Below are 21,378 nucleotides of genomic sequence, written 5' to 3' on the forward strand. Positions count from 1 at the left end.
ATTCACTTTTTTTAGAAATCTAGTTTAAAAATCAGCACATTTTGACAAAAAAATAAGTATATTTAAAAATTGAGTTTCTTTATTTATAGAAAATATACTTTTTTGACTAAATGATTACAAAGCTTTTATATGATGAAAATGAACTGCTAGAACTTGCTTCGTCTGGAAACGAACAGGCTTTTGCTACCTTATTTCATGCGTACAAAAAGAAATTATATGGGTATTTGTTTCGTCTGACTGAGTCAAATGAGATTACAGAAGATATTATCCAAGAGATTTTTTTGAAGCTTTGGAAAGATAAAAGTGAACTGGTGAATATTGTTCAATTTGATGCTTACTTGTTTAGAATGGCAAAAAATCAAGCGATTAATGCGTTTAAAAATGTTGCTAGACAAACAATGTTGTATGCTGAATATTTTGACACACAAAATATTGAAGTAAATTCCACCGATAATATGATTCAATTTGATGAAACACAAAAACTGTTGAAGCAAATTATCGAAAACCTCCCTCCCCAACAAAAACTTATCTTTAAGCTTAGTCGTGAACAATACTTAAAACACGATGAAATTGCTGAAATGTTAAACCTCTCCCCTTCTACGGTTAAAAATCACATCATTCAAGCCCTCAATACCATCAAACACAAACTGAAATATCAGGCAGCCATGTATATTTTTTACATGTTTTGGATTATGCTCAAAAAATAATTTAAAAATAATTTCTTCTTAACTAGTCCTATCCTTTCCGAGAAATGTCTTCTATTTAGTTAAGCACAAAAAACGATACTTTTCGATTGTTTTGCTTACATAAATTTTATAGTCTTAAAGGTTTAAAAGCCATTGATTAATATGCCTTCAGAAAGAATCAACTTTTTGGTTGGAAAATATTTCAGTAATGATTGTACTGAAGAGGAAAAGTATGAGTTGATGAAATGGGCGAATTCTGCATCGGAAAGCGAGTTAGAAGTAATTTTACATAGTTCGTGGAAAAAGCATGAATCTACACTTGAGATGCCAGAAGAAATGTCGCAAAGAATTTTGTCTTCAATTTTTTCTCAAGAACAAGAAGTAACCGAAGAAGAAAACTTTGAAGAAGAAGTAAAACCTATTTTTGGTAAAATAAGCTATAGCATAGCTGCCTCTGTTGCTTTAATTATATCGCTTGGATTATTCGCTTGGTTTCAATACAATACTGTTGACAAAAGAACAGAAAATAGAATTGTACAAGTAAAAGAATTTGAGAAAAATGATATTTTACCGGGAAGCGATAAAGCGATTTTAACATTTGATGATGGCTCAGAAGTAATATTGGATAATTCCAAAAATGGTACACTCAGCAAACAAGGTGAAACCAGTATTCTAAAGCCAGAAAATGGACAATTGGTTTATGAATCTAAACAATCGGCTATTGCCCAACCTAGGTATAATACCATTACTACGCCCAAAGGTGGGCAATATCAAGTGGTATTATCGGATGGTACGAAAGTATGGTTGAATGCCGCTTCAAGTTTAAGATTCCCACTGGTTTTTTCTGGCAATGAACGTAAAGTGGAAATGACTGGGGAAATATATTTTGAAGTTGCCAAAAATGCTAAGAAGCCATTTAAGGTAATTAGCGATGGACAGGTAATCGAAGTATTGGGAACACATTTCAACGTAATGGCTTATCCAAATGAAAAAGCAACGAAAACTACTTTGTTGGAAGGTTCTGTAAAAGTGAGCAAAAACGAACGTTCTACGATTCTTCAACCCGGTCAGCAAGCGAAAGTTGGCTTTAATAATGGTATTTTTAGAACCATTAACGATGTGAGTTTGGAGGAAGAATTAGCTTGGAAAAATGGATATTTTCAATTTAATAATGCCAGTTTAGAACTGATTATGCGACAAATTGAAAGATGGTATGATGTTGATATTCAGTATATTGGAAAAATACCAGATGAACATTTTACGGGAAAACTTCAAAGAAATACAAATCTTTCAAATGTATTGAAAATTCTGTCAATGAGTGAAGTGCAATTTAAAATAGAAGGTAAAAAAATTATTATAACGCCTTGATAAATTGTGAGTTAGTGAATTGTGATTGAGTGATTTTAATCCTAAAATCTCAAATCCACTGCCTGGAATTGAATTAGTGATTCACAAATCCAACATCTGAAATCCCAAATCCGAAATCAAAAATTGCTGAGTATAAAAATATTTAACATTTTTCAGTGAAAGTGGCACTCATTCCACTAGAAGACATTGAATAACGAAAAAAGCGAAAACGCAGCCACGTTTTCGCTCAAAGTCGGAGTTCGATTAAAATAAATTTTCCAAGTATCTTATTTAAAACCCCAAAACAAAAGTATGAATCGCAATCCTATTTTCCAAATTAGGCTGGGCTTGCCGTGTATTTCGGCTTCCTGTCGTGGACAAAAACTATCCACTAAATTTTTCAGGGTCATGAAACTAACCTTTATTTTATCATTGACGATATATTTACAGGTAAGCGCTGTAGGGTTTTCGCAGAGGTTTAATTTAAACCTTAGAAATACCGCTATCAATAAAGTATTCAAAGAGATTGAAAAACAAAGCGATTATACTTTTTGGTATAAAACAGATTTGTTATTGAATGCCGACAAGGTATCTATCAATCTGAAAAATGCTAACATTGAAAAAGTACTTGAAGAATGTTTTGCCAATCAACCACTAGATTATTTAATTGTTGATAAAACAATTGTTGTAAAACCTAAAAAAGTAATCCCTAAACTAGAAGCTCCTGTTGAAATAATTGTACAAACTGTTAAAGGAAAAGTAATTTCTTCTACCGATACCAAACCATTGGTGGGTGTAAATATTGCCATTAAAGGCACAAGCAAAGGAACAACAACCGATGCTAATGGTGAATTCTCTTTGAATGCTTCAAAAGATGAAACACTTGTTTTTTCATACATTGGCTATAAATCCAAAGAAGTATTGGTTGGTAGCCAAACATTTATTGCGGTTAGCTTGCAAGAAGTAGCAACTTCTTTGGCAGAAATTGCGGTAGTAGGTTATGGAAAACAATCACGTAAAAATCTTTCGAGTGCTGTAAGTACTGTAAAAACAGAAGAACTTAACAGAGGTGCGATTACAGATGTTGGTCAGCTTTTGCAAGGAAAAGTACCGGGCTTGAATATCACAGCCAGTGGTGACCCGAACAAACCTGCAGCCGTAATTATGCGTGGTGCTTCAACGATTAATAGCGCTCAGAATCCATTTTATGTAATTGATGGCGTGCCTGGTGCTGATATTTCAACGATTGCTCCTGATGATATTGCCTCTATTGATGTGTTGAAAGATGCCGCAGCCACGGCAATCTATGGAAACCGTGCCGCAAATGGCGTAATTATGGTAACAACCAAAAAAGGAAAGCAAGGACAAATGCAAGTTTCTTACAGTTCTTTTGTTGGGATGGAAAAAGTATCTAACAAATTAGATATGATGACGGCTGACCAATTGAGAGCATTCTTAACAAAAATCAATGTTGGTTTTTCTCCAAAAGATGATAAAGGAGCGAACACTGATTGGCAGTCTGCTATCCAAAAAAGTTCGGCTATTTCTACGAATCATAACTTATCTTTCAACGGCGGTGGCGAACACACTACTTATAGTGCTAGTTTGAACTACGTAAAAAAAGAAGGTATATTATTGAATAGTTCATTAGAAAGAGTAATTGCTCGTTTATCAATTGAACAATTGGCTTTGAAAGACAAATTGAAATTTGGTTTTTCAATCACCAATTCAAGCAGTGATGCTCAGGATATTCCTTACAGAAATACGGTTTTATTACAATCTACGTCGTATTTACCTGTTTCGCCTATCACGAATGAAAATGGTACGTATTTTGAAAATCCAGAAAATTCTGGCTATTACAATCCAGTAGCCATGATTAATAATAGCCAGATGAATACTAAATATAGTAACCTCATCGGAAGTTTTAAAACACAATTAGAATTACCTTTTGGTTTGACGTATAATTTAGATTTATCGTATATGAACTCAAATTCATTGCAAGGTTCATACTATAACAAATATTATACAACTACTTATAATAATATGTATGATAATCCAGATCCAGGTTTGGGTTTTCACTACCAACAAGCATTTGGAAAGAATGGACAAGCAACAAGAAGCTCTTACCAAAACACCAATAAAATTTTAGAAACGTATTTAACTTGGAACAAGGAATTTGGTGATCATTCTATCAATGCAGTAATTGGATATTCTTGGCAAAACAATAAAATTGGCGAAGGTTTCCAAGTAACAACAAGTAATTTACCTGTAGATAATATTGGTTACAATAACTTAGCCTTGAGTAATCCTTATGGTACTTCTGGTTTTCAAATTAGTTTCGGACCAGACGGCGTGTATCAAGAAACACAATTGATTTCTGATTTTGCTAGATTTAACTATAACTTCAAAAGTAAATACTTGTTGCAAGGTTCAATCAGAAGGGATGGTAGTTCGGTATTTGGTGCTAATAATCAATGGGGTTACTTCCCTTCAATTGGCGGAGCTTGGAGAATCAGCCAAGAAGATTTCATGGAAAACCAAACAATATTGAGCGATTTGAAACTAAGAGCAAGTTATGGTGTAACAGGTAATGCTTCGGGTTTCAATGCTTATACTGCACAGTTTATTTCTGGAAGTCTTGGAACATATTATTATAATGGCTCATTAACAGGAGCTTATGGCCCAACAAAAGCTGCCAATCCAAATTTACAATGGGAAAAAACATCGACAACGAACATTGGTTTAGATTTTACTACGGCAAATAACAAAGTAAGTGGTTCATTAGAATTGTATGATAAAACAACTACTGGAATGATTTACTCTTACAGCGTTGACCCGATTCTAGTACCAAATGGAAGCATTGTTGCCAATGGTGGAAGTATTAATAACAAAGGGATTGAATTGAGCTTAAGTGCTAAATTAATTACAAAAAGTAATTTTACTTGGACAAGTAATTTGAACCTTGCTCATAATACCAACTTGATTACAAGTTTATCGAATCCATTATTTGCGGGTGGAGACTCTGTATTATTATCTCGTCCAGAAGGTGGTGGACAGTCGGGTAGATCTTTACAAATCTTGAAAGCTGGACGACCACTTGGACAATTCTTTGCGTTAGAGTATGCTGGGAAAAATGCAAATGGAGTTTCTCAATTTGTTGGAGCTGACGGTAAATTAACAACAGCGCCACGAGAAGGAACTGATTATCATTACTTGGGTAGCGCACAACCTAAATTATTGTTAGGTTGGAGTAATACATTTAAGTATCAAAATTTTGATTTCAATCTTTTCATCAGAGGAGTATTTGGCAACAAAATTTTCAATGCTACTCGTGCTGATTTATTCAGACCAAACACAGCGCAATATTCCAATATTTTAGCAGATGCAGCTAATGAATCTGCTTCTGATATCAACGCTTACTTCTATTCTTCACGCTTTATTGAAGATGGAAGCTTTATTAGATTCGATAATGCTACTTTGGGCTATAACTTCAAAAAGTTAGGTTCAGTGATTAAAAACCTAAGAATTTATACTTCTGTCAACAACCTTTTTGTCATAACAAAATACACAGGTGTTGACCCAGAAGTGAATCAGGGCGGTATTGCTCCGGGTGTAGATTATAATAACTTCTACCCTAAAACTCGTACTTTCTTGTTAGGTGTTAATGTATCATTCTAATTTTTAAAATTTTGAAATCATGAAAAAATCATATTTAAATATATTATTTTCAGTGTTACTTTCAAGCATGCTGGTTTCCTGCCACGATTTGTATGTTCCTGTAACAACTGAATTAACAACGGATGTTTTTCCGACTAATACAGAGCAATTTATTTCAGCTTCTGGTCCTGTTTATGTAGCACTAAGAGGAAATTATGCTGTTGAGCATTTCTTCCAACAATCATTTAGTACGGACGAAGGAATTATGCCCGCAAGAGGTGGTAACTGGTTTGATGGCGGACAAAACCAAACGATGCACTATCATACTTGGACTCCCGATAATAGTTATATCAACGGTAACTGGACTTGGTTATCAACTACCATTGGTGTTGCCAATCAATCATTGTCGATTTTGTCAACGACAATGCCCGAAGGAGCAATCAAGAAAACCAATTTGGCTGAAATCAAAATGGTAAGAGCATTCGCTTATTTTATGATGATGGATAACTTCGGAAATGTACCAATTGATACATTATACGGTGATTTTAATCCAAAAACGAATGTTCCAAGAGCAGAAGTTTTCAATTTTATTGAAAAAGAAATTAACGCTGCTTTGCCTTATCTTAGCGATGTATCTGGCGTAAGTACTTATGGAAGAGCTAATAAATGGACTGCTTATGCTTTATTAGCCAAAATGTATTTGAATGCTGAACAATACACAGGCACAAAAAGATATGATGATTGTATTGCGGCTTGTGATAAAATAATGAATTCAGGATTATATGCACTTGAGCCAAAGAATTCATATCTGAACATGTTTTATCCAGCGAATGGACCACAAATGAAGGAATTTATTTTCGCTGTTCCTTACGACCCAGCTGCTGCAAACAGTTTCCCGTTTAGATCTGTAAATATTCATGCTCGTTTTGATGTGCCAAGAAGCGAACGTCAAAAGTTTAGCCTGCCATTTACGCCAGCGGGTGCGGCAAGTACTTTACCTGAATACTATGCTTATTTCAACGATGCGAACGATATTCGTAATAAACAATGGCTTACAGGTTTACAATATATGAACGATGGCGTAACACCTGTAACGGTTACCACAACCAATATTGGTTATGATCAGTACTATAAAGGAAGTAACCCATCGGCTTCGGTAACTTATCATGTAAACTTAACGCCAGAAGTTACTTTGCGTCAAGATGTTGCTTCATTTGATGTGGGTAACGACGAAATCGCTTGGAATATGGGCTATCGCAATATCAAATTTTATCCTGATGCTACTTCTTTAAACAGAAATCAAAATAACGACAAACCTGTTTTCCGTTATTCAGACATCGTTTTAATGAAAGCAGAGGCTATTTTAAGAGGTGGTGCAGCCACTTTAGGACATACTCCACTTGCTTTGGTAAATCAATTAAGAGCATTAAGAACTACTTCTGCTGCTTTAACAAGTGTTGATTTAGAATTTATTTATGCAGAAAGAACTCGTGAATTTGCTTGGGAAGGCTGGCGTAGAAATGACATGATTCGCTTTGGAAAATACGAAAACAAATGGGGCTATAAAACAAATGCTGAAGCCTATCGTAGAATTTTCCCAATTCCAAGAGTGGCTTTACAGTTGAATCCTGCTTTGAAACAGAATCCTGGCTATTAAAATCTAGTGTTAACCACAGGTTTTGGTAAAATCTTTACCTGTGGTTAATGTACACGTATATTGATTGTCGTTCGTATTTTAATCAGTTTTTTTATCAAAAATTTAGAGTAATCATACCCAATTTTTTTTAAAGTTATAAGCTAAACCTTCCGCTAAAGGTTTAGCTTTATAACCCAAACTATACTCCACATGACTAAACTATCTCAGCCCATTGGCTTTCTCGTGGTCATCTTTGTGCTTTTGAGTTGTCATCTGACAAATGCACAGCTTAATAAACAAGAAGCCCAAGCACTCATTGGCAGGGTGATTCCTCAGAAAGCACAATTTTTTGTGGTCGAAGCCTTAGAAAGTACTGCACCCAAAGACCTTTTTGAAATAGAAAGCAAGAACCAAAAAATCATTTTAAGAGGAAACAATGGCGTGGCTGTTGCTTCTGCTTTATATTATTACTTAACAGAATATTGCCATTGCCAAATTACTTGGAATGGCGTAAATCTTGATTTACCAGTAAAACTGCCACAAATTCCGACAAAAATTGCTAAAAAAACACCCTATCAATATCGCTATTATTTGAATTACTGTACATTCAATTACAGTATGTCGTGGTGGAATTGGGAAAGATGGCAAAAAGAAATCGACTGGATGGCGATGCACGGAATCAATATGCCTTTGGCGATTACGGGGGAAGAATATACTTGGCGAGAAGTATATAATGAAATGGGTTTTTCGGATAATGATTTGAAAGATTTTTTCAGTGGACCAGCATATTTTTCTTGGTTTTGGATGGGAAATCTTGATGGTTGGGGCGGTCCACTTCCTATCAGTTGGATGAAATCACATAAAGATTTACAAGTGAAAATTGTGCAAAGAGAACGTGCTTTAGGCATGAAACCTGTTTTGCCAGCTTTTACGGGACACGTGCCTGCGGCGTTCAAAAAGAAATATCCAAATGCAAAATTAAAAGCAACCAACTGGACAAACGGCTTTGGCGATACTTATATTTTGGATTCAGAAGACCCGCTTTTTGCAGAATTAGGCAAAAAGTTTATCAATAAACAAACAAAACTTTTCGGTTCAGACCATTTGTATTCGGCTGATACTTTCAATGAAAATGAACCGCCAACCGACGAACCAGCTTATTTATCGAAACTGAGTGCCAGAATTTATGAAGGAATGCGCCAAGCAGACCCTGACGCAGTTTGGGTGATGCAAGGTTGGTTATTTTACAGTGATAGAAAATTCTGGAAAGCACCACAAATCGAAGCTTTATTAAGTGCTGTTCCTAATGATAAAATGTTATTATTAGATTTAGCAACTGAAATCGAACCCGTTTGGAAACGTACTGATGCTTTTTATGGCAAACCGTGGATTTGGAATATGTTGAATAATTTTGGCGGAAATGTGAATCTTTTTGGTAGAATGGATGGCGTAGCCAGCGGTCCAGCTTTAGCATTGAACGACCCAAATTCTAAAAATTTACAAGGAATAGGTTTAACGATGGAAGCCATCGAACAAAATCCAGTGATTTACGAATTGATGATGCAACATACTTGGCAAACTACACCAGTCGACTTGAACGAATGGTTGGTAAAATATGCTAAGAATCGTTACAAAACGGATGATAAATCTTTAGTGGAAGCTTGGCAAGTACTTCGTCAAACAGTTTATAATGGCAAAGATATTCGTGATGGTGCGGAATCAATTATTACTGGTCGCCCAACTTTCGATTCTACGACGGTTTGGACAAAAACTAAGCTGAATTATAAACCCAAAGACTTAATCCCGGCTTGGGATTTGTTTATAGAAGCTTCAAAAAAAGGTATTGATTCTGATGGTTTTCAGTACGATTTGGTAGATATTACTCGACAAGTATTGGCAAATCATGCCCTTATTTTACAGAAAAAATGGAAGAATGCTTACAAAGCAAAAGATGAAGTACAATTCAAAAAAGACGCTCAAGCTTTTATTGATTTGATTGCGGATATGGATGAATTATTAACAACTCGCAAAGATTTTATGCTTGGCCCGTGGATTAGTTCAGCAAGAAGTTGGGGAAGGACTCCTACTGAAAAAGCACTTTATGAACAAAATGCTCGTGACCTGATTACGCTTTGGGGCGATGCCAACAATCCTTTGCACGAATATTCAAATCGTCAGTGGAGTGGTTTGTTAAATGATTTTTATAAGCCAAGATGGCAACAGTTTTTTGTAGAACTCAACAAATCTTTGGCAGAAAACCGTGAACCAAATTTAAAAACCTTTGATGCCAACATCCGCACTTGGGAATGGAATTGGGTGAAAACACAAAAGAATTTCCCGATTACAACTAAAGGCAACAGCCACCAAGTAGCCTTGAAGATGTACAAGAAATACAGAAATGAGTTGTGATTGAGCGAATTGTGAATGAGTGAGTTAGTGATTGTTAAATAAGTTGTGTTTTATTATAAATGTATAATAGCTCATTAATAAACTCTTATATAAGTATTAATAAGTAACTGAAAAATAATCACTAATTCACAACTCACTAACTCACAATTCACTCAATAAAGAACTCAATAAACAAACACTCTATGAAAGATACAAGACTTATTTCTTTAGATGCTCTGCGTGGCTTCGATATGTTTTGGATAATGAGTGGCGAACACATTATTCATGCTTTGGCAGAAACAACCCATATTCCTTTACTTGAATGGATGTCTGAACAATTGCATCATACCGCTTGGAATGGAATTACTTTTTATGACATGATTTTTCCACTTTTTCTTTTTATTGCGGGAATGTCAATGCCTTTTTCAATGCAAAAAAAAGTAGCAGAGGCATCCGTTGATAGTCCCAATCAACTGCCAAATGTCATTAAAAAGCCATTGTACTTGGCGATGATAAGACGAACAGTAATTTTAATTTTCCTTGGAGTAGTAGTAAACGGACTTTTCAAATGGAATGGTTATGAACAAACACGTATCGCCAGTGTTTTGGGCAGAATTGGTTTAGCTTGGTTTTTTGCAGGAATCATTTATTTGAATTTCAATACTCAAAAACAGATTTTCTGTTTTGCGTTTATTCTTATAGGCTACTGGCTCATTATGAAATATGTTCCAGTTCCGGGTTTTGGTGCAGGCGTATTGACCAAGGAAGGTTCACTTGAATCTTACATCGACCGTATTTTATTACCAGGAAGATTACACAGCATCGTTCATGACCCCGAAGGAATCTTATCAACCATTCCCGCCATCGGTACGGCAATGTTGGGTGTATTTACAGCTACTTTTTTGAAAACTGAGTCTGCATTTTCAGCCTATAAAAAAGTACTCTTGATGACAATCGCAGCTTTTGTACTGATTGGTTTAGGTTTACTTTGGGATATTTCATTTCCCATCAACAAACGCCTTTGGTCAAGTTCATTTGTTTGCTTTGTCGGGGGATGTTGTATCTTGTTTTTTGCTTTATTTCATTTAGTGATAGACTTGTGGAAATTTCAGAAATGGGCATTGCCATTTGTTTGGATTGGTGCAAATTCTATTTTGATTTACATGGCTTCCGAAGGAATTGTCAATTTTGGATATACCGCTAATTTTTTCTTTGGCGGACTTATTTCGCATACTCCTGTACTTTGGCAACCTGTTTTTACTGCTTGTTCAGTTACGCTTACGCAAATTATTTTATTGTATATATTTTACAAGAAAAAAGTCTTTTTGAAGATATAAGCATTAGGGCAGAATTAAGAGTAAAAAATATTAATATATCTAAATGTAAGTTTTAAAATAATTTTTTTAGATGATTGAAATTCCTTTTAAAGGAAATTTGTAGTGGCAATCCCTTGCGGTTGCCTTATCCGAAATGGCAACCGCATGGGATTGCCACTACAAAAAATTGGTTTAAGTAACATTTTGAGTACCTGTTGAATCTTTCGTACGCAAATTAGGAATCTAAAATACCAATCACCAACCACTACTCAGATTTTAAAAACGAAAAATAGACTCTATAAATAGTTCTATACTTATATTTCTTATTAAAAACCTCAAGGCACAAAACTCATCAAGACTCAAATACTTCTTCTAAATTTGAGGTTTTAATACTCAATACTTCTTTTTAAAACATCCTCCAGTCCTAAAGTATTGAATCTAACGTCTTGCTTCTTGAATCTAACCTCTAGCTTCTAATATCCTCAAAAAGTTTTTCAAAAAAAATCCTCTAACTACTAAGGGGCTTTTTGATAGATTGTGTCTTACCTTTATATACTATAGAATAATTCAAAGAATTTATTGTTAAAATCATAGCTTATGAATACGCTGAAAACGCATGAATCCATTGACGAGTTGAGTGATTCCGCCATTCCTGAAATTAAGGCATTGGCAGAAGAGCAAGAAACGTTGCTCGAAGAAAAAACTGCCTTCAGTGATTCTGAGCTTTTTATTCGTAAAGCTTTTGAGGAATCGCCACAAAAGGGCTGTGAAATGTTGTTTAGGCGTTATCATAAAATTCTGTGTAGTCATGCAGTGCGTTTTGTGTATTCAAAAGAACTTGCCGAAGATATTGTGAGTGAAGTATTTTGTAGGTTTTGGAAAACGAAAGCTTATCTGACCGTCACTTCCTCCTATCGTTTTTACTTGTTTAGATGTGTTCGGAATGAAGCTTATAATCATATTCGGTCAGAATTTAAACAATTAGATGAATTGGATTCAGCCATCAATTTTGAATCTTCTTCTGGACAAAGACCCGACAGTATCACACAATTTGAAGAAGTATTTCATCAGGTAGAAGAATTGGTAGAATCGCTTTCACCACAATGTAGAAAGGCATTTTTATTGAATCGTTTTGAAGGAAAAAAATATCAGGAAGTCGCCAACGAATTGAATATTTCTATCAAAACAGTTGAAGTACATATCGGAAAAGCATTGTCAATTATAAGAAAAGGTTTGAAGGAACATTGGTTGATTGGGGTTATTTATTTGTTGATTAAAAATTAAGAATCAACAAAACCAGTAAATATTAAGATTATCAGTGAAATCAACGATTTTGAAACCACAACGGTTGACACAATTCAAAATTCAAAACTCACAATTTATATTTACTAAGGGGTTTTTCAAAAAAATGTGTCTTAATTATATAGACCAAAACCTTTTCCTCAACTATTATCCGATTCTATTAAAAGACTTTAGACACAATGAAATTAGCAATAACATACGAATTAATATTTGACCATTTCGCTCGGAAGACTTCACCTTTGCAACGCAATCTCATTGAAGAATGGTTGAAAGATGAAGCCAATGAAGAATTATATTACCAATGGCTGGAAGAATGGGAGAAAAAACATCCTCAGTATTTAGCAGAAAGCCATGAGGCTTTAGATAATTTCAATGCCTTTATCAAAGGAAATCCTCATGACGAATTACCAGAAGAAGAAGTAATTGAACCATTATCTGAAAATAATAATCGCCGTAAAATGAATTGGCTAATTGCCGCCTCAATTGTATTGCTAATGGGTTTAACGGCATTTATTTTTCAGGATAAAATCATTTACCAAAATTACCAAACTACTTTTGGCGAAACACAATCCTTGGTGTTGCCCGATGGAAGTAAAGTAACGCTTAATTCAAATTCATCGCTTCGTTTACTTCGTTGGGGTTTTGGCCAAACTAACAGAGAAGTATTTTTAAGTGGAGAAGCCAATTTTTCTGTAAAACATACTGTTGATAATCAGCAATTTATCGTAAAATCTGCGAACAATTTTGAAGTAGTGGTTTTAGGAACAGAATTTACAGTTTATGCCAGAAAGAGAGGCTCAAAAGTAATTTTGAATAAAGGAAAAGTACAACTACGTTATCAAGAAGGAAAACAAAGTAAAAATGTAATGATGAAACCGGGTGAATTGCTAACACTCGACCGCCACAATCATGTACAAATCAAAGAAACTGCCGAACCGCAAGCTTATTCGGCATGGGAAGATCAACGCTTTGTTTTTGAAGAAACAACTTTGGAAGAAGTCGCCTATTTATTAGAAGAAAATTATGGATTGCAAGTAGAAATCAAAGGTTCAGAACTTTCAAAAAGAGTACTGATGGGCTCGTTCAGGGCAGAAAATGTGGATGAACTTTTAAAATCAATCTCAGAATTATTAAACATTAATGTAGTCCGCCAAGGTACGCATGTGCAATTGTCGGAATATTAAAAACATTTCCTAAAAACATCTCCTCCATTTATTATGAAAAAACGGTTACAAAAAGCCTCACAATTGGGGCTTATGGTCACTCTCATGCTTCTTGGTAAGCAAATTGGGCTTTCGCAAGCTCTTGCGATGGTGCAACAAATGCCTCAAAATACTCAGGCAGAAAGAACGCCTTCATCAAGTAAAAAATTGAAAGATGCTTTATCGGAACTAAAAAACCAGTATAAAGTAGAAATCATGTTTGAACTCAAAACTGTAGAACGTTACATGGTTCAAAGCAATATGATTCAGGCTAATACAAGTATCGAAAAAAATCTTGACCGCTTACTTTCTCCTTTTGGACTTACTTATAAAAAGGTAAACAAAACTTCTTATTTGGTGATGGAAGGAAAAAAAGAAAAAGGAAGAGGTGATTTGGGGACGCTCTCTTCCGAAAATAATCAAAATCAGAAAAATATAGAGAGTAATACTGCCAATACCTCCCAATCGGAAATACAATCAAACCTTGTTTCAGAGAACTTAACGGTTTTAGAACAAACTGTTTCTGGGAAAGTAATTGACGAAAAAGGACAAGGTTTGCCAGGAGTAAATATTGTACTAAAAGGAACAAACAGAGGCGTAAATTCTGATGCAAATGGAAACTTTAAAATTGCAGTACCAGATGAAAAAGCCATTTTGGTTTTCAGTTTTGTAGGTTATAGCAACAAAGAAGTATTGGTTGGCAATCAAAAAACAATCAATATTTCATTACAAATTGATGACAAAACCTTGAATGAAGTAGTTGTAGTAGGTTATGGAACGGTACAAAAGAAAGATTTAACGGGTTCTGTTTCTGTATTAAAATCTGCTGATATTGTCGCTACTCCAACGAGTAATGCTTTAGAATCTTTACAAGGTAAAATTGCAGGGTTGGATTTGACGAGAAACGACGGACAAGCGGGTTCAAGTTTAAGCTTTACTCTACGTGGGAATCGTTCGTTGAGTGCTTCAAACTCTCCCTTGATTTTGGTGGATGGCGTGCCTTATAGTGCTTCGGCTTTGGAAATAAATCCTTCTGATATTAAAACGATGGTAGTTTTAAAAGATGCTTCTTCCACTGCAATTTATGGTACTCGTGGTGCAAATGGTGTTATTTTGATTACAACCAATAGCGGAGCATCTGGCAAAACCAGAATTTCATTCAGTTCATATTATGGCGTGCAAGATAATGCTGGTTTAGGAGCGATTCAAAATGGTGAAGAATATGCAGCTTTTAAAAGAGAAGCTTTCCGTACAAGGGGCATCACAAACGAAGCATCGATTTTTAATCCTGAAGAATTAGATGCTATCAAAAACCGCAAGTTTGTAGATTGGAGAGGAGAAATTCTGAAAAAAGGCTCAATCCAAAATCATGAAATTTCATTAAGTGGCGGTTCTGATAAAACTACTTTTAATATTTCCTTCGGTGCTTATGGCGAAAAAGGTCTGTTTAAAAATGACCAGTTGACACGTTACAACGGAAGTGTTGGCGTAAATCATCAATTATTCCAAAATGTAAAAATTGGTTCGAAAATTTTCTATACTTATCGTGACAACGACGTTCGTCAAGACCCTTTGAATCAGGCTAATAAAATCAATCCTTACGGTACGCCTTACGATGCCAACGGAAATATTATCATTTATCCAGTTGCAGGTCAAAGCTTTAATATTACACCTTTGGCGGACGAAGTACCGGGTGTTTATACCAATAATTTATTGGAAAAAAGGATTTTCAATACTTCATATTTAGATTGGGAAATCATCAAAAATCTGACTTTCAAAACTGCTTTTGGTTTAGATATTCAGAACAGTCGCCGAGGATATTATTATGGTGCGCAAACCATTACCAGAGCTGGAAATATCTCTCAATCAGGCATCGAAAGTGCGAATACTTTAAATTACACTTGGGAAAATACGCTTACTTATCTAAAAACATTGGGCAAGCATGATTTCAATTTCTTGTTAGGAAATAGCTTTTTGAGTCGTTCGACGGAATCTTTTTCAGGAACAGGTTTTAATCAAGTTTCAGAAACGACTACTTTCTATGATTTAGGTGCAAACTCAGCCCAAGTAGCGATTAAAAGCGGTTTGGTAGAAAGTACTTTAGAGTCTTTCTTTGGAAGAGTTAACTATCAATACAACAGTAAATATTTGTTAAGTGCTAGTTTAAGAGCAGATGGTTCTTCGGTTTTAGCAGCAGGAAATAAATGGGGATACTTCCCTTCGGTAGCTTTGGGTTGGAGAATTTCAGAAGAATCATTCATGAAAAATACTTCTTTGTTTACGGACTTGAAATTGAGAGCGAGTTATGGTATTTCAGGAAACTCAGCGATTTCGCCTTACCAAACTTTGGGTGGTTTAGGCAAAGTAACGTATTCATTCGGAGAAGTTGCGGCTTATGGATACTATCCTAAAGCGATTTCAAACCCAAATCTTTCTTGGGAAACGACGGCAACGACTAACGTTGGGCTTGATTTTGGAATCTTGAATAATAGAATTAACGGTGCTATTAATTATTACCAAAGTAATACCAGCGATTTGTTGATGCAACGTGTTTTGCCAAATACTTCTGGTTATACAAGTGTTTACGAAAACGTTGGAAAAACAGCTAACAAAGGTTTAGAAATCGAAATTTCTACCTTGAATCTTGTCAGTAAATCTCCTCAAGGGTTAAAATGGTCAACAGATTTCACGTTCTCTACCAACAAAGAAGAAATCGTAGCATTGACTGGCGGCGCTGAAAGAGATTTAGGAAATGGTTGGATTGTTGGTCAGCCGACACAAGTATTTTACGATTATAAAAAGATTGGTATTTGGCAATTGGGACAAGAATCTGAAGCGGCAAAATACGGACAAGTACCGGGCGACATCAGAGTACAAGATGTAAATAATGACGGAAAAATTACGCCAGATGCAGATAGAATGGTGGTAGGAACGCCTCGTCCAAACTTTAATCTTGGCGTAAATAATAATTTTAGCTACAAGAATTTCGACCTTTCAGTTTTCTTCTTTGCTCGTGAAGGACAAATGATTAGAAGCGAAGCCAGCGGAAATTATAAAATTGATGGTAGAGAAAATGGACCAAAAGTAGATTATTGGACACCAGAAAATCCAACGAACGATCATCCTCGTCCAGACATGAACAAAAATCAAAATAGTAGCTACATGAGTACGCTTTATTATGTAGATGGTTCATTCTTGAAAATCAAAAACATTTCTTTAGGCTATGAAATTCCTTCAAAAATCAGTAGCAAATGGGGCGTTTCGAAAATTAGAGTTTACACAACTATGAGAAACTACTTTACATTCAGCAAGTTAGCTCCTTACGACCCAGAACGTGGCGGAAGTTTAGCTTTTCCAATGACGAAGCAGTTGATTTTTGGTTTAAATGTTAATTTTTAATTTCTCGATTTTTAAAAGATATAATTATGAAAAAGATATTCACATTCATGATAGGCGCATTTGCTTTCGGGCTGTCGTCATGTTCAGATTTTTTAGATGAAACAAACAAAAGTGGATTAACAGGCGATACTTTTTACGCTACCACTACTGGCATAGAATCTTTAGTAAACAGTACTTATACGCCACTTCGTTTTTGGTACGGAAAAGAAGGCGGAGCTACAATGACGGAATTAGCCACCGACCTTTTCTTGAAAGGGGGTGACTGTCACCATCCAGAAATTGCGGATATGAGTGCGAATTTCAATAGTCAAAGCCCAATTATACAAGTATATTGGAGCAGATTGTATGCCGCAATCAATTACTGTAATACGGCTATCGAAAAAATTCCAGCTTCACCTTTGCCAGAAGCAACTAAAAAATTACGTTTGGGCGAAGTATATTATCTTAGAGCGATGTACAATTGGCTCATTGTAGAAACTTGGGGTGGCGTACATTTATCGACAAAACCAACAATTGGTGTACAAACTACTTCTACAAAAAGCTCGGTTGATGAGTTTTACAAAGTAATTTTTGCTGATTTAGATTTAGCGATTGCTAACCTTGGCGGAAGAATTAACCACGAAGGCGGAAGAGTAACCAAACCAGCAGCTGAGGCATTTAAAGCAAGAATGTTGTTGACTCGTGGACAAAATGCTGAAGCAGCTGCTTTGGCGAAAAAAGTAATTAGTGATTATAATTTCAAATTATACAGCGATTATAAAGCACTTTGGGACATCAATAATAGCGAAGGTTCGACGAATTCAGAAGTAATTTTTTATGTGAATTATTCAGCTGATAATTTGTTGAATCCTGCGGATTTAGAATTTGATGGAAACTCTACTGCCAACGCTTTCCGTCCTGAAGGTGGGAATCAATTGCACTTGATGTTTACGCCACGCTATGATTTTCATGCAGGAATGATTTTGGATATTCCAAACAGTATTGGTTTCCAACGTTATGCTTGTACTAGAAGATACTTAGAACTTTTCAATAGTGATATTGACCAACGTTATGAAGGTACTTTCAAAGAAGTTTGGAAAGCAAATGGTGGTAAAGCTGGCGTTTATACCAATATGATTCAGGGCGATACTGCTGTTTATTGGAGTCATAAAGCATTATCTTCAGCCTTTAAAGCAAGTAAATCCTTGAAATATGAAGTAAAAGACATTAACGATTTGTATAACCCTGACCAATCTTTAGTTGATTTCCGTAATTTCATCGAAATGCACAAACACAACAGTACGACAGATAGAACGGCAATTTTTGAATTTAGAAGTAAAAGAGATGCCTTTGTACAAAGAATTGCCGAAATGTATTTGATTGCTGCTGAGGGAGAAATGAAAGCGGGCAATGCTGCTGAAGCGGTAAAATACATGAATTTGTTGAGAACAAATCGTGCAAAAGCTGGTCGTGCGGCTGACATGCAAGTAACAGCAAGCCAGATGAATATTGATTTTGTTTTGGAAGAACGTGCTAGAGAATTAGGAGGAGAATTATTACGTTGGTTTGATTTGAAAAGAACAGGTAAATTGGTGGAATATGTAAAAGCGTATAATCCAAATGCTAAAAGTAATATCAAGGATTTTCAAGTATTAAGACCAATTCCTCAATCTCATCTTGATGTAATTACCAATAAATCTGAATTCCCACAAAATCCGGGTTGGTAAGATAATGGTGATTTAGTGAATTGTGATTTAGTGATTTTTTATTAAAAAGAATCTAATGCTTTGTTTACGGTTTGTAAAATTCCGCAGACAAGGCATTAGATTTTATAGTGTATTTGCCTTTAGAATATGATTACTCTCAATGATAACAATTTAAAATTCTATGAAAACAAAACAAAAGTATTTTTTCTTCATTGCTTTACTCCTGACTTCTTTCATAAGTAATAGTCAAGCCCTAAAAATTCAGCATGATTTAGTGGTAGCAAAAGATGGTTCTGGAGATTTTAGATATATTCAAGATGCTATTGATGCTGTTAGGGTTTACTTGCCCAATCAAATTACGATTCGTATCAAAAAAGGGATTTATAAAGAAAAAGTGACGATTCCGAGTACACTGAGTAATATCGCCATCATTGGCGAAGACAGTACTGTTATTTCTTATGATGATTTTTCTGGCAAAGGAAAAATGGAAACCTTTGATTCTTACACGCTAAGAGTATTAGGAAATGATATTACTTTAGAAAATCTAATCGTCGAAAATACGGCTGGAAGAGTTGGGCAAGCCGTTGCACTTCACATTGAAGGCGACCGTTGTATAATTCGTAAATGTCGTTTCTTGGGGAATCAAGATACCATTTTTGCGGCGGGAGATAATGCTCGTCAGCATTTTGTAGATTGTTATATTGAAGGAACGGTCGATTTTATTTTTGGTCCGGCAACAATACTTTTTGAAAACTGTATCATCCACAGCAAAGCCAACGGTTATGTAACGGCGGCTTCAACGCCAAAATGGGTGAATTATGGTTATGTGTTCAAAAACTGTAAACTGACTGCTTCTACGGATGTCAACAAAGTTTATTTGGGTCGCCCGTGGAGAAGTTATGCCAAAACGGTGTTCATCAATTGTGAATTAGGAAAGCATATTTTACCCGAAGGTTGGGATCCTTGGGGAAAAGCAGAAAACGAAAAAACTACTTTTTATGCTGAGTACCAAAATACAGGAGAAGGAGCAAAAACTTCATCAAGAGTAAAATGGTCACATCAGCTTTCGGAAGCAGAGGCAAGTAATTATACTTTAGAAAATATCTTTTCAGGAAAACCTAATCCCGCTTTCAATACTTTCTGGAATCAAGTCTCACATTTGGGCATTACAGGAAAAGTAGATACTTCTTATAATAACTATACAGCTTATTTAAATAGTAAAAAGTCGCATCCAGTAACGACGATTGTTCCTGAAAAAACCTTAGCGACAGTTTCAGAAAAGTATGCCATTACTTATGGAAAAATTGGAAATAGAGCGTTGCTATTAGATGTTTTTAGTCCGACAAAAACTTACCCAAAACCTTTACCTGCGGTCATGATTATTCATGGCGGTGGCTGGCGAACAGGCAATAGAACACAACATTATCAATTAGCCAGAAGATTGGCGGAATTAGGTTTTGTTTGTTTTACGCCAGAGTATCGTTTATCGACAGAAGCCTTGTATCCAGCTGCTGTTCATGATTTAAAATCTGCATTGCGTTGGATGCGAGCTAACGCAAAAACCTATAATATTGACCCTGATAAAATTGCTACTTTAGGTTTTTCTGCAGGCGGAGAATTATCAGCTTTTATGGGTGTAACGGCTGAAAATCCAGCATTTGAAGGGGCAAATGGTAATTTGAATTTCTCTTCAAAAGTTCAAGCCGTTGTGGATATTGATGGAACACTTTCTTTTGTTCATCCAGAATCTGGCGAAGGAAACGATAGCAAAGGTACTTCGGCGGCTACTTATTGGTTTGGAATTCCTAAAAAAGATAATCCACAACTTTGGGATGAAGCTTCGCCATTGTATCATGTTGGTGCAAAAACGCCACCAATTTTATTTTTAAATAGTTCGGTGGATAGAATGCACGCTGGAAGAGACGATTTCAGAAAAGTATTAGACCAATATAAAATTTATTCAGAAGTACATACATTTGCCGACGCACCACATTCTTTCTGTTTATTTAATCCGTGGTTTGAACCAACAGTTAAATATGTTGCAGATTTTTTGAAGAAGACTTTGGTGAAATAAATAGATACGCAAAATAATCAGAGGATAATCTGTTTAATGAATAATACAAACAGATTGTCCTCTTAAGCTTTAAAAGCTTTTTTTAAAAGTCTTTGTCGTTTATATTTGTGTAAGATAAAATTAAAAATATGGCTGGTTCAATTCATTTTAACGCAAATATGACTTTCAATCAATTGATTGAATTGGTTAGACAATTGCCTCAAAACCAAAAGAAGCAATTAGTCTCAATTCTTGTAGAAGAAACAGATTCAATCTCTAAAGAAGAAGTAATTTCTACCATCAAAGAAGGTTTGAAAGAAGTCAAACTTCACAAGGAAGGTAAAATTAAACTTAACACCTTAGATGATTTTTTAGCAGATGTATAAAATTATAATTGCCAGAAGCTTTGAGAAAGAAGCAAAACAATTACTAAAAAAATATCTATCGTTAAAGGTCGAATTAGCTGAACTTGGAAAAGAATTGGCTCAAAACCCTATAATTGGTACTCCTTTGGGCAAGAATTGCTACAAAATAAGATTAGCTATTAAAAGTAAAGGCAAGGATAAAAGTGGTGGTGCAAGAGTAATTACCTATGTAATTACAGAAAATAAAGAAGTTGTTTTGTTAAGTATTTATGACAAACAAGTAAAACCTGATTTACACGCCAACGAATTAGAACAACTTCTTGATGATTTTGAATAAACAAC

13 protein-coding genes are annotated in these 21,378 nt (G+C 35.2%); all 13 read left to right on the forward strand.

The window, feature by feature from the left end; genetic code table 11:
• The first annotated feature begins 110 nt into the window (after nt 1-110).
• The 13 genes from ABID42_RS04265 to ABID42_RS04325 all read left to right on the forward strand — a co-directional run bounded on the left by ABID42_RS04265 (nt 111) and on the right by ABID42_RS04325 (nt 21,373).
• The gene (locus ABID42_RS04265) at nt 111-707 is read left to right on the forward strand and encodes an RNA polymerase sigma factor (RefSeq protein ID WP_367282591.1); all 597 of its coding nucleotides are present in this window, start codon (nt 111-113) and stop codon (nt 705-707) included.
• A gap of 141 nt (nt 708-848) precedes the next feature.
• Nucleotides 849-2,054, forward strand: coding sequence for a FecR family protein (locus ABID42_RS04270; RefSeq protein WP_367282592.1), 1,206 nt, complete (start codon nt 849-851; stop codon nt 2,052-2,054).
• A 387-nt stretch (nt 2,055-2,441) separates the two neighbouring features.
• Nucleotides 2,442-5,711 carry a TonB-dependent receptor gene (locus tag ABID42_RS04275; RefSeq protein ID WP_367282593.1) on the forward strand — a complete coding sequence of 1,090 codons (3,270 nt, stop codon included), beginning with the start codon at nt 2,442-2,444 and terminating at the stop codon, nt 5,709-5,711.
• Nucleotides 5,712-5,730: 19 nt separating this feature from the next.
• Entirely contained in the window at nt 5,731-7,347 is a 1,617-nt protein-coding gene (locus tag ABID42_RS04280; RefSeq protein WP_323257961.1) for a RagB/SusD family nutrient uptake outer membrane protein, read from the forward strand.
• Nucleotides 7,348-7,536: 189 nt separating this feature from the next.
• Nucleotides 7,537-9,735, forward strand: a complete 2,199-nt coding sequence (locus ABID42_RS04285) for an alpha-N-acetylglucosaminidase (RefSeq protein ID WP_367282594.1) — start codon at nt 7,537-7,539, stop codon at nt 9,733-9,735.
• Between the two features lie 182 nt (nt 9,736-9,917).
• On the forward strand, nt 9,918-11,051 hold the full coding sequence (locus tag ABID42_RS04290; RefSeq protein ID WP_367282595.1) for an acyltransferase family protein: 1,134 nt from the start codon (nt 9,918-9,920) through the stop codon (nt 11,049-11,051).
• Nucleotides 11,052-11,627: 576 nt separating this feature from the next.
• Entirely contained in the window at nt 11,628-12,314 is a 687-nt protein-coding gene (locus ABID42_RS04295; protein WP_367282596.1) for an RNA polymerase sigma-70 factor, read from the forward strand.
• A gap of 197 nt (nt 12,315-12,511) precedes the next feature.
• Nucleotides 12,512-13,516 (forward strand): FecR family protein, encoded by a 1,005-nt coding sequence (locus ABID42_RS04300; protein WP_367282597.1) that lies wholly within the window; start codon nt 12,512-12,514, stop codon nt 13,514-13,516.
• Between the two features lie 72 nt (nt 13,517-13,588).
• Nucleotides 13,589-16,933, forward strand: coding sequence for a SusC/RagA family TonB-linked outer membrane protein (locus ABID42_RS04305; protein ID WP_367282598.1), 3,345 nt, complete (start codon nt 13,589-13,591; stop codon nt 16,931-16,933).
• A 26-nt stretch (nt 16,934-16,959) separates the two neighbouring features.
• Nucleotides 16,960-18,639 carry a RagB/SusD family nutrient uptake outer membrane protein gene (locus ABID42_RS04310; RefSeq protein ID WP_367282599.1) on the forward strand — a complete coding sequence of 560 codons (1,680 nt, stop codon included), beginning with the start codon at nt 16,960-16,962 and terminating at the stop codon, nt 18,637-18,639.
• 160 nt (nt 18,640-18,799) lie between these two features.
• Nucleotides 18,800-20,692, forward strand: coding sequence for a pectinesterase family protein (locus tag ABID42_RS04315; RefSeq protein WP_367282600.1), 1,893 nt, complete (start codon nt 18,800-18,802; stop codon nt 20,690-20,692).
• 128 nt (nt 20,693-20,820) lie between these two features.
• A complete protein-coding gene (locus tag ABID42_RS04320) occupies nt 20,821-21,057 on the forward strand; it encodes a hypothetical protein (RefSeq protein ID WP_367282601.1) in 237 nt (78 codons plus the stop codon).
• A complete protein-coding gene (locus ABID42_RS04325) occupies nt 21,050-21,373 on the forward strand; it encodes a type II toxin-antitoxin system RelE family toxin (RefSeq protein WP_367282602.1) in 324 nt (107 codons plus the stop codon). The genes ABID42_RS04320 and ABID42_RS04325 overlap by 8 nt, the downstream gene beginning before the upstream one ends.
• Nucleotides 21,374-21,378 lie beyond the last annotated feature (5 nt).

The sequence above is a fragment of the Arcicella rosea genome (assembly GCF_040543805.1).
GTDB classification, from domain to species: domain Bacteria; phylum Bacteroidota; class Bacteroidia; order Cytophagales; family Spirosomataceae; genus Arcicella; species Arcicella rosea.

Bases quoted from the DNA above. Each gene is read 5' to 3' on its own strand.
- ABID42_RS04300 (WP_367282597.1), top strand. From the start codon at position 12,512: ATGAAATTAGCAATAACATACGAATTAATATTTGACCATTTCGCTCGG.
- ABID42_RS04295 (WP_367282596.1), top strand. From the start codon at position 11,628: ATGAATACGCTGAAAACGCATGAATCCATTGACGAGTTGAGTGATTCC.
- ABID42_RS04285 (WP_367282594.1), top strand. From the start codon at position 7,537: ATGACTAAACTATCTCAGCCCATTGGCTTTCTCGTGGTCATCTTTGTG.
- ABID42_RS04275 (WP_367282593.1), top strand. From the start codon at position 2,442: ATGAAACTAACCTTTATTTTATCATTGACGATATATTTACAGGTAAGC.
- ABID42_RS04315 (WP_367282600.1), top strand. From the start codon at position 18,800: ATGAAAACAAAACAAAAGTATTTTTTCTTCATTGCTTTACTCCTGACT.
- ABID42_RS04325 (WP_367282602.1), top strand. From the start codon at position 21,050: ATGTATAAAATTATAATTGCCAGAAGCTTTGAGAAAGAAGCAAAACAA.
- ABID42_RS04280 (WP_323257961.1), top strand. From the start codon at position 5,731: ATGAAAAAATCATATTTAAATATATTATTTTCAGTGTTACTTTCAAGC.
- ABID42_RS04265 (WP_367282591.1), top strand. From the start codon at position 111: ATGATTACAAAGCTTTTATATGATGAAAATGAACTGCTAGAACTTGCT.
- ABID42_RS04310 (WP_367282599.1), top strand. From the start codon at position 16,960: ATGAAAAAGATATTCACATTCATGATAGGCGCATTTGCTTTCGGGCTG.
- ABID42_RS04270 (WP_367282592.1), top strand. From the start codon at position 849: ATGCCTTCAGAAAGAATCAACTTTTTGGTTGGAAAATATTTCAGTAAT.
- ABID42_RS04305 (WP_367282598.1), top strand. From the start codon at position 13,589: ATGGTCACTCTCATGCTTCTTGGTAAGCAAATTGGGCTTTCGCAAGCT.
- ABID42_RS04320 (WP_367282601.1), top strand. From the start codon at position 20,821: ATGGCTGGTTCAATTCATTTTAACGCAAATATGACTTTCAATCAATTG.
- ABID42_RS04290 (WP_367282595.1), top strand. From the start codon at position 9,918: ATGAAAGATACAAGACTTATTTCTTTAGATGCTCTGCGTGGCTTCGAT.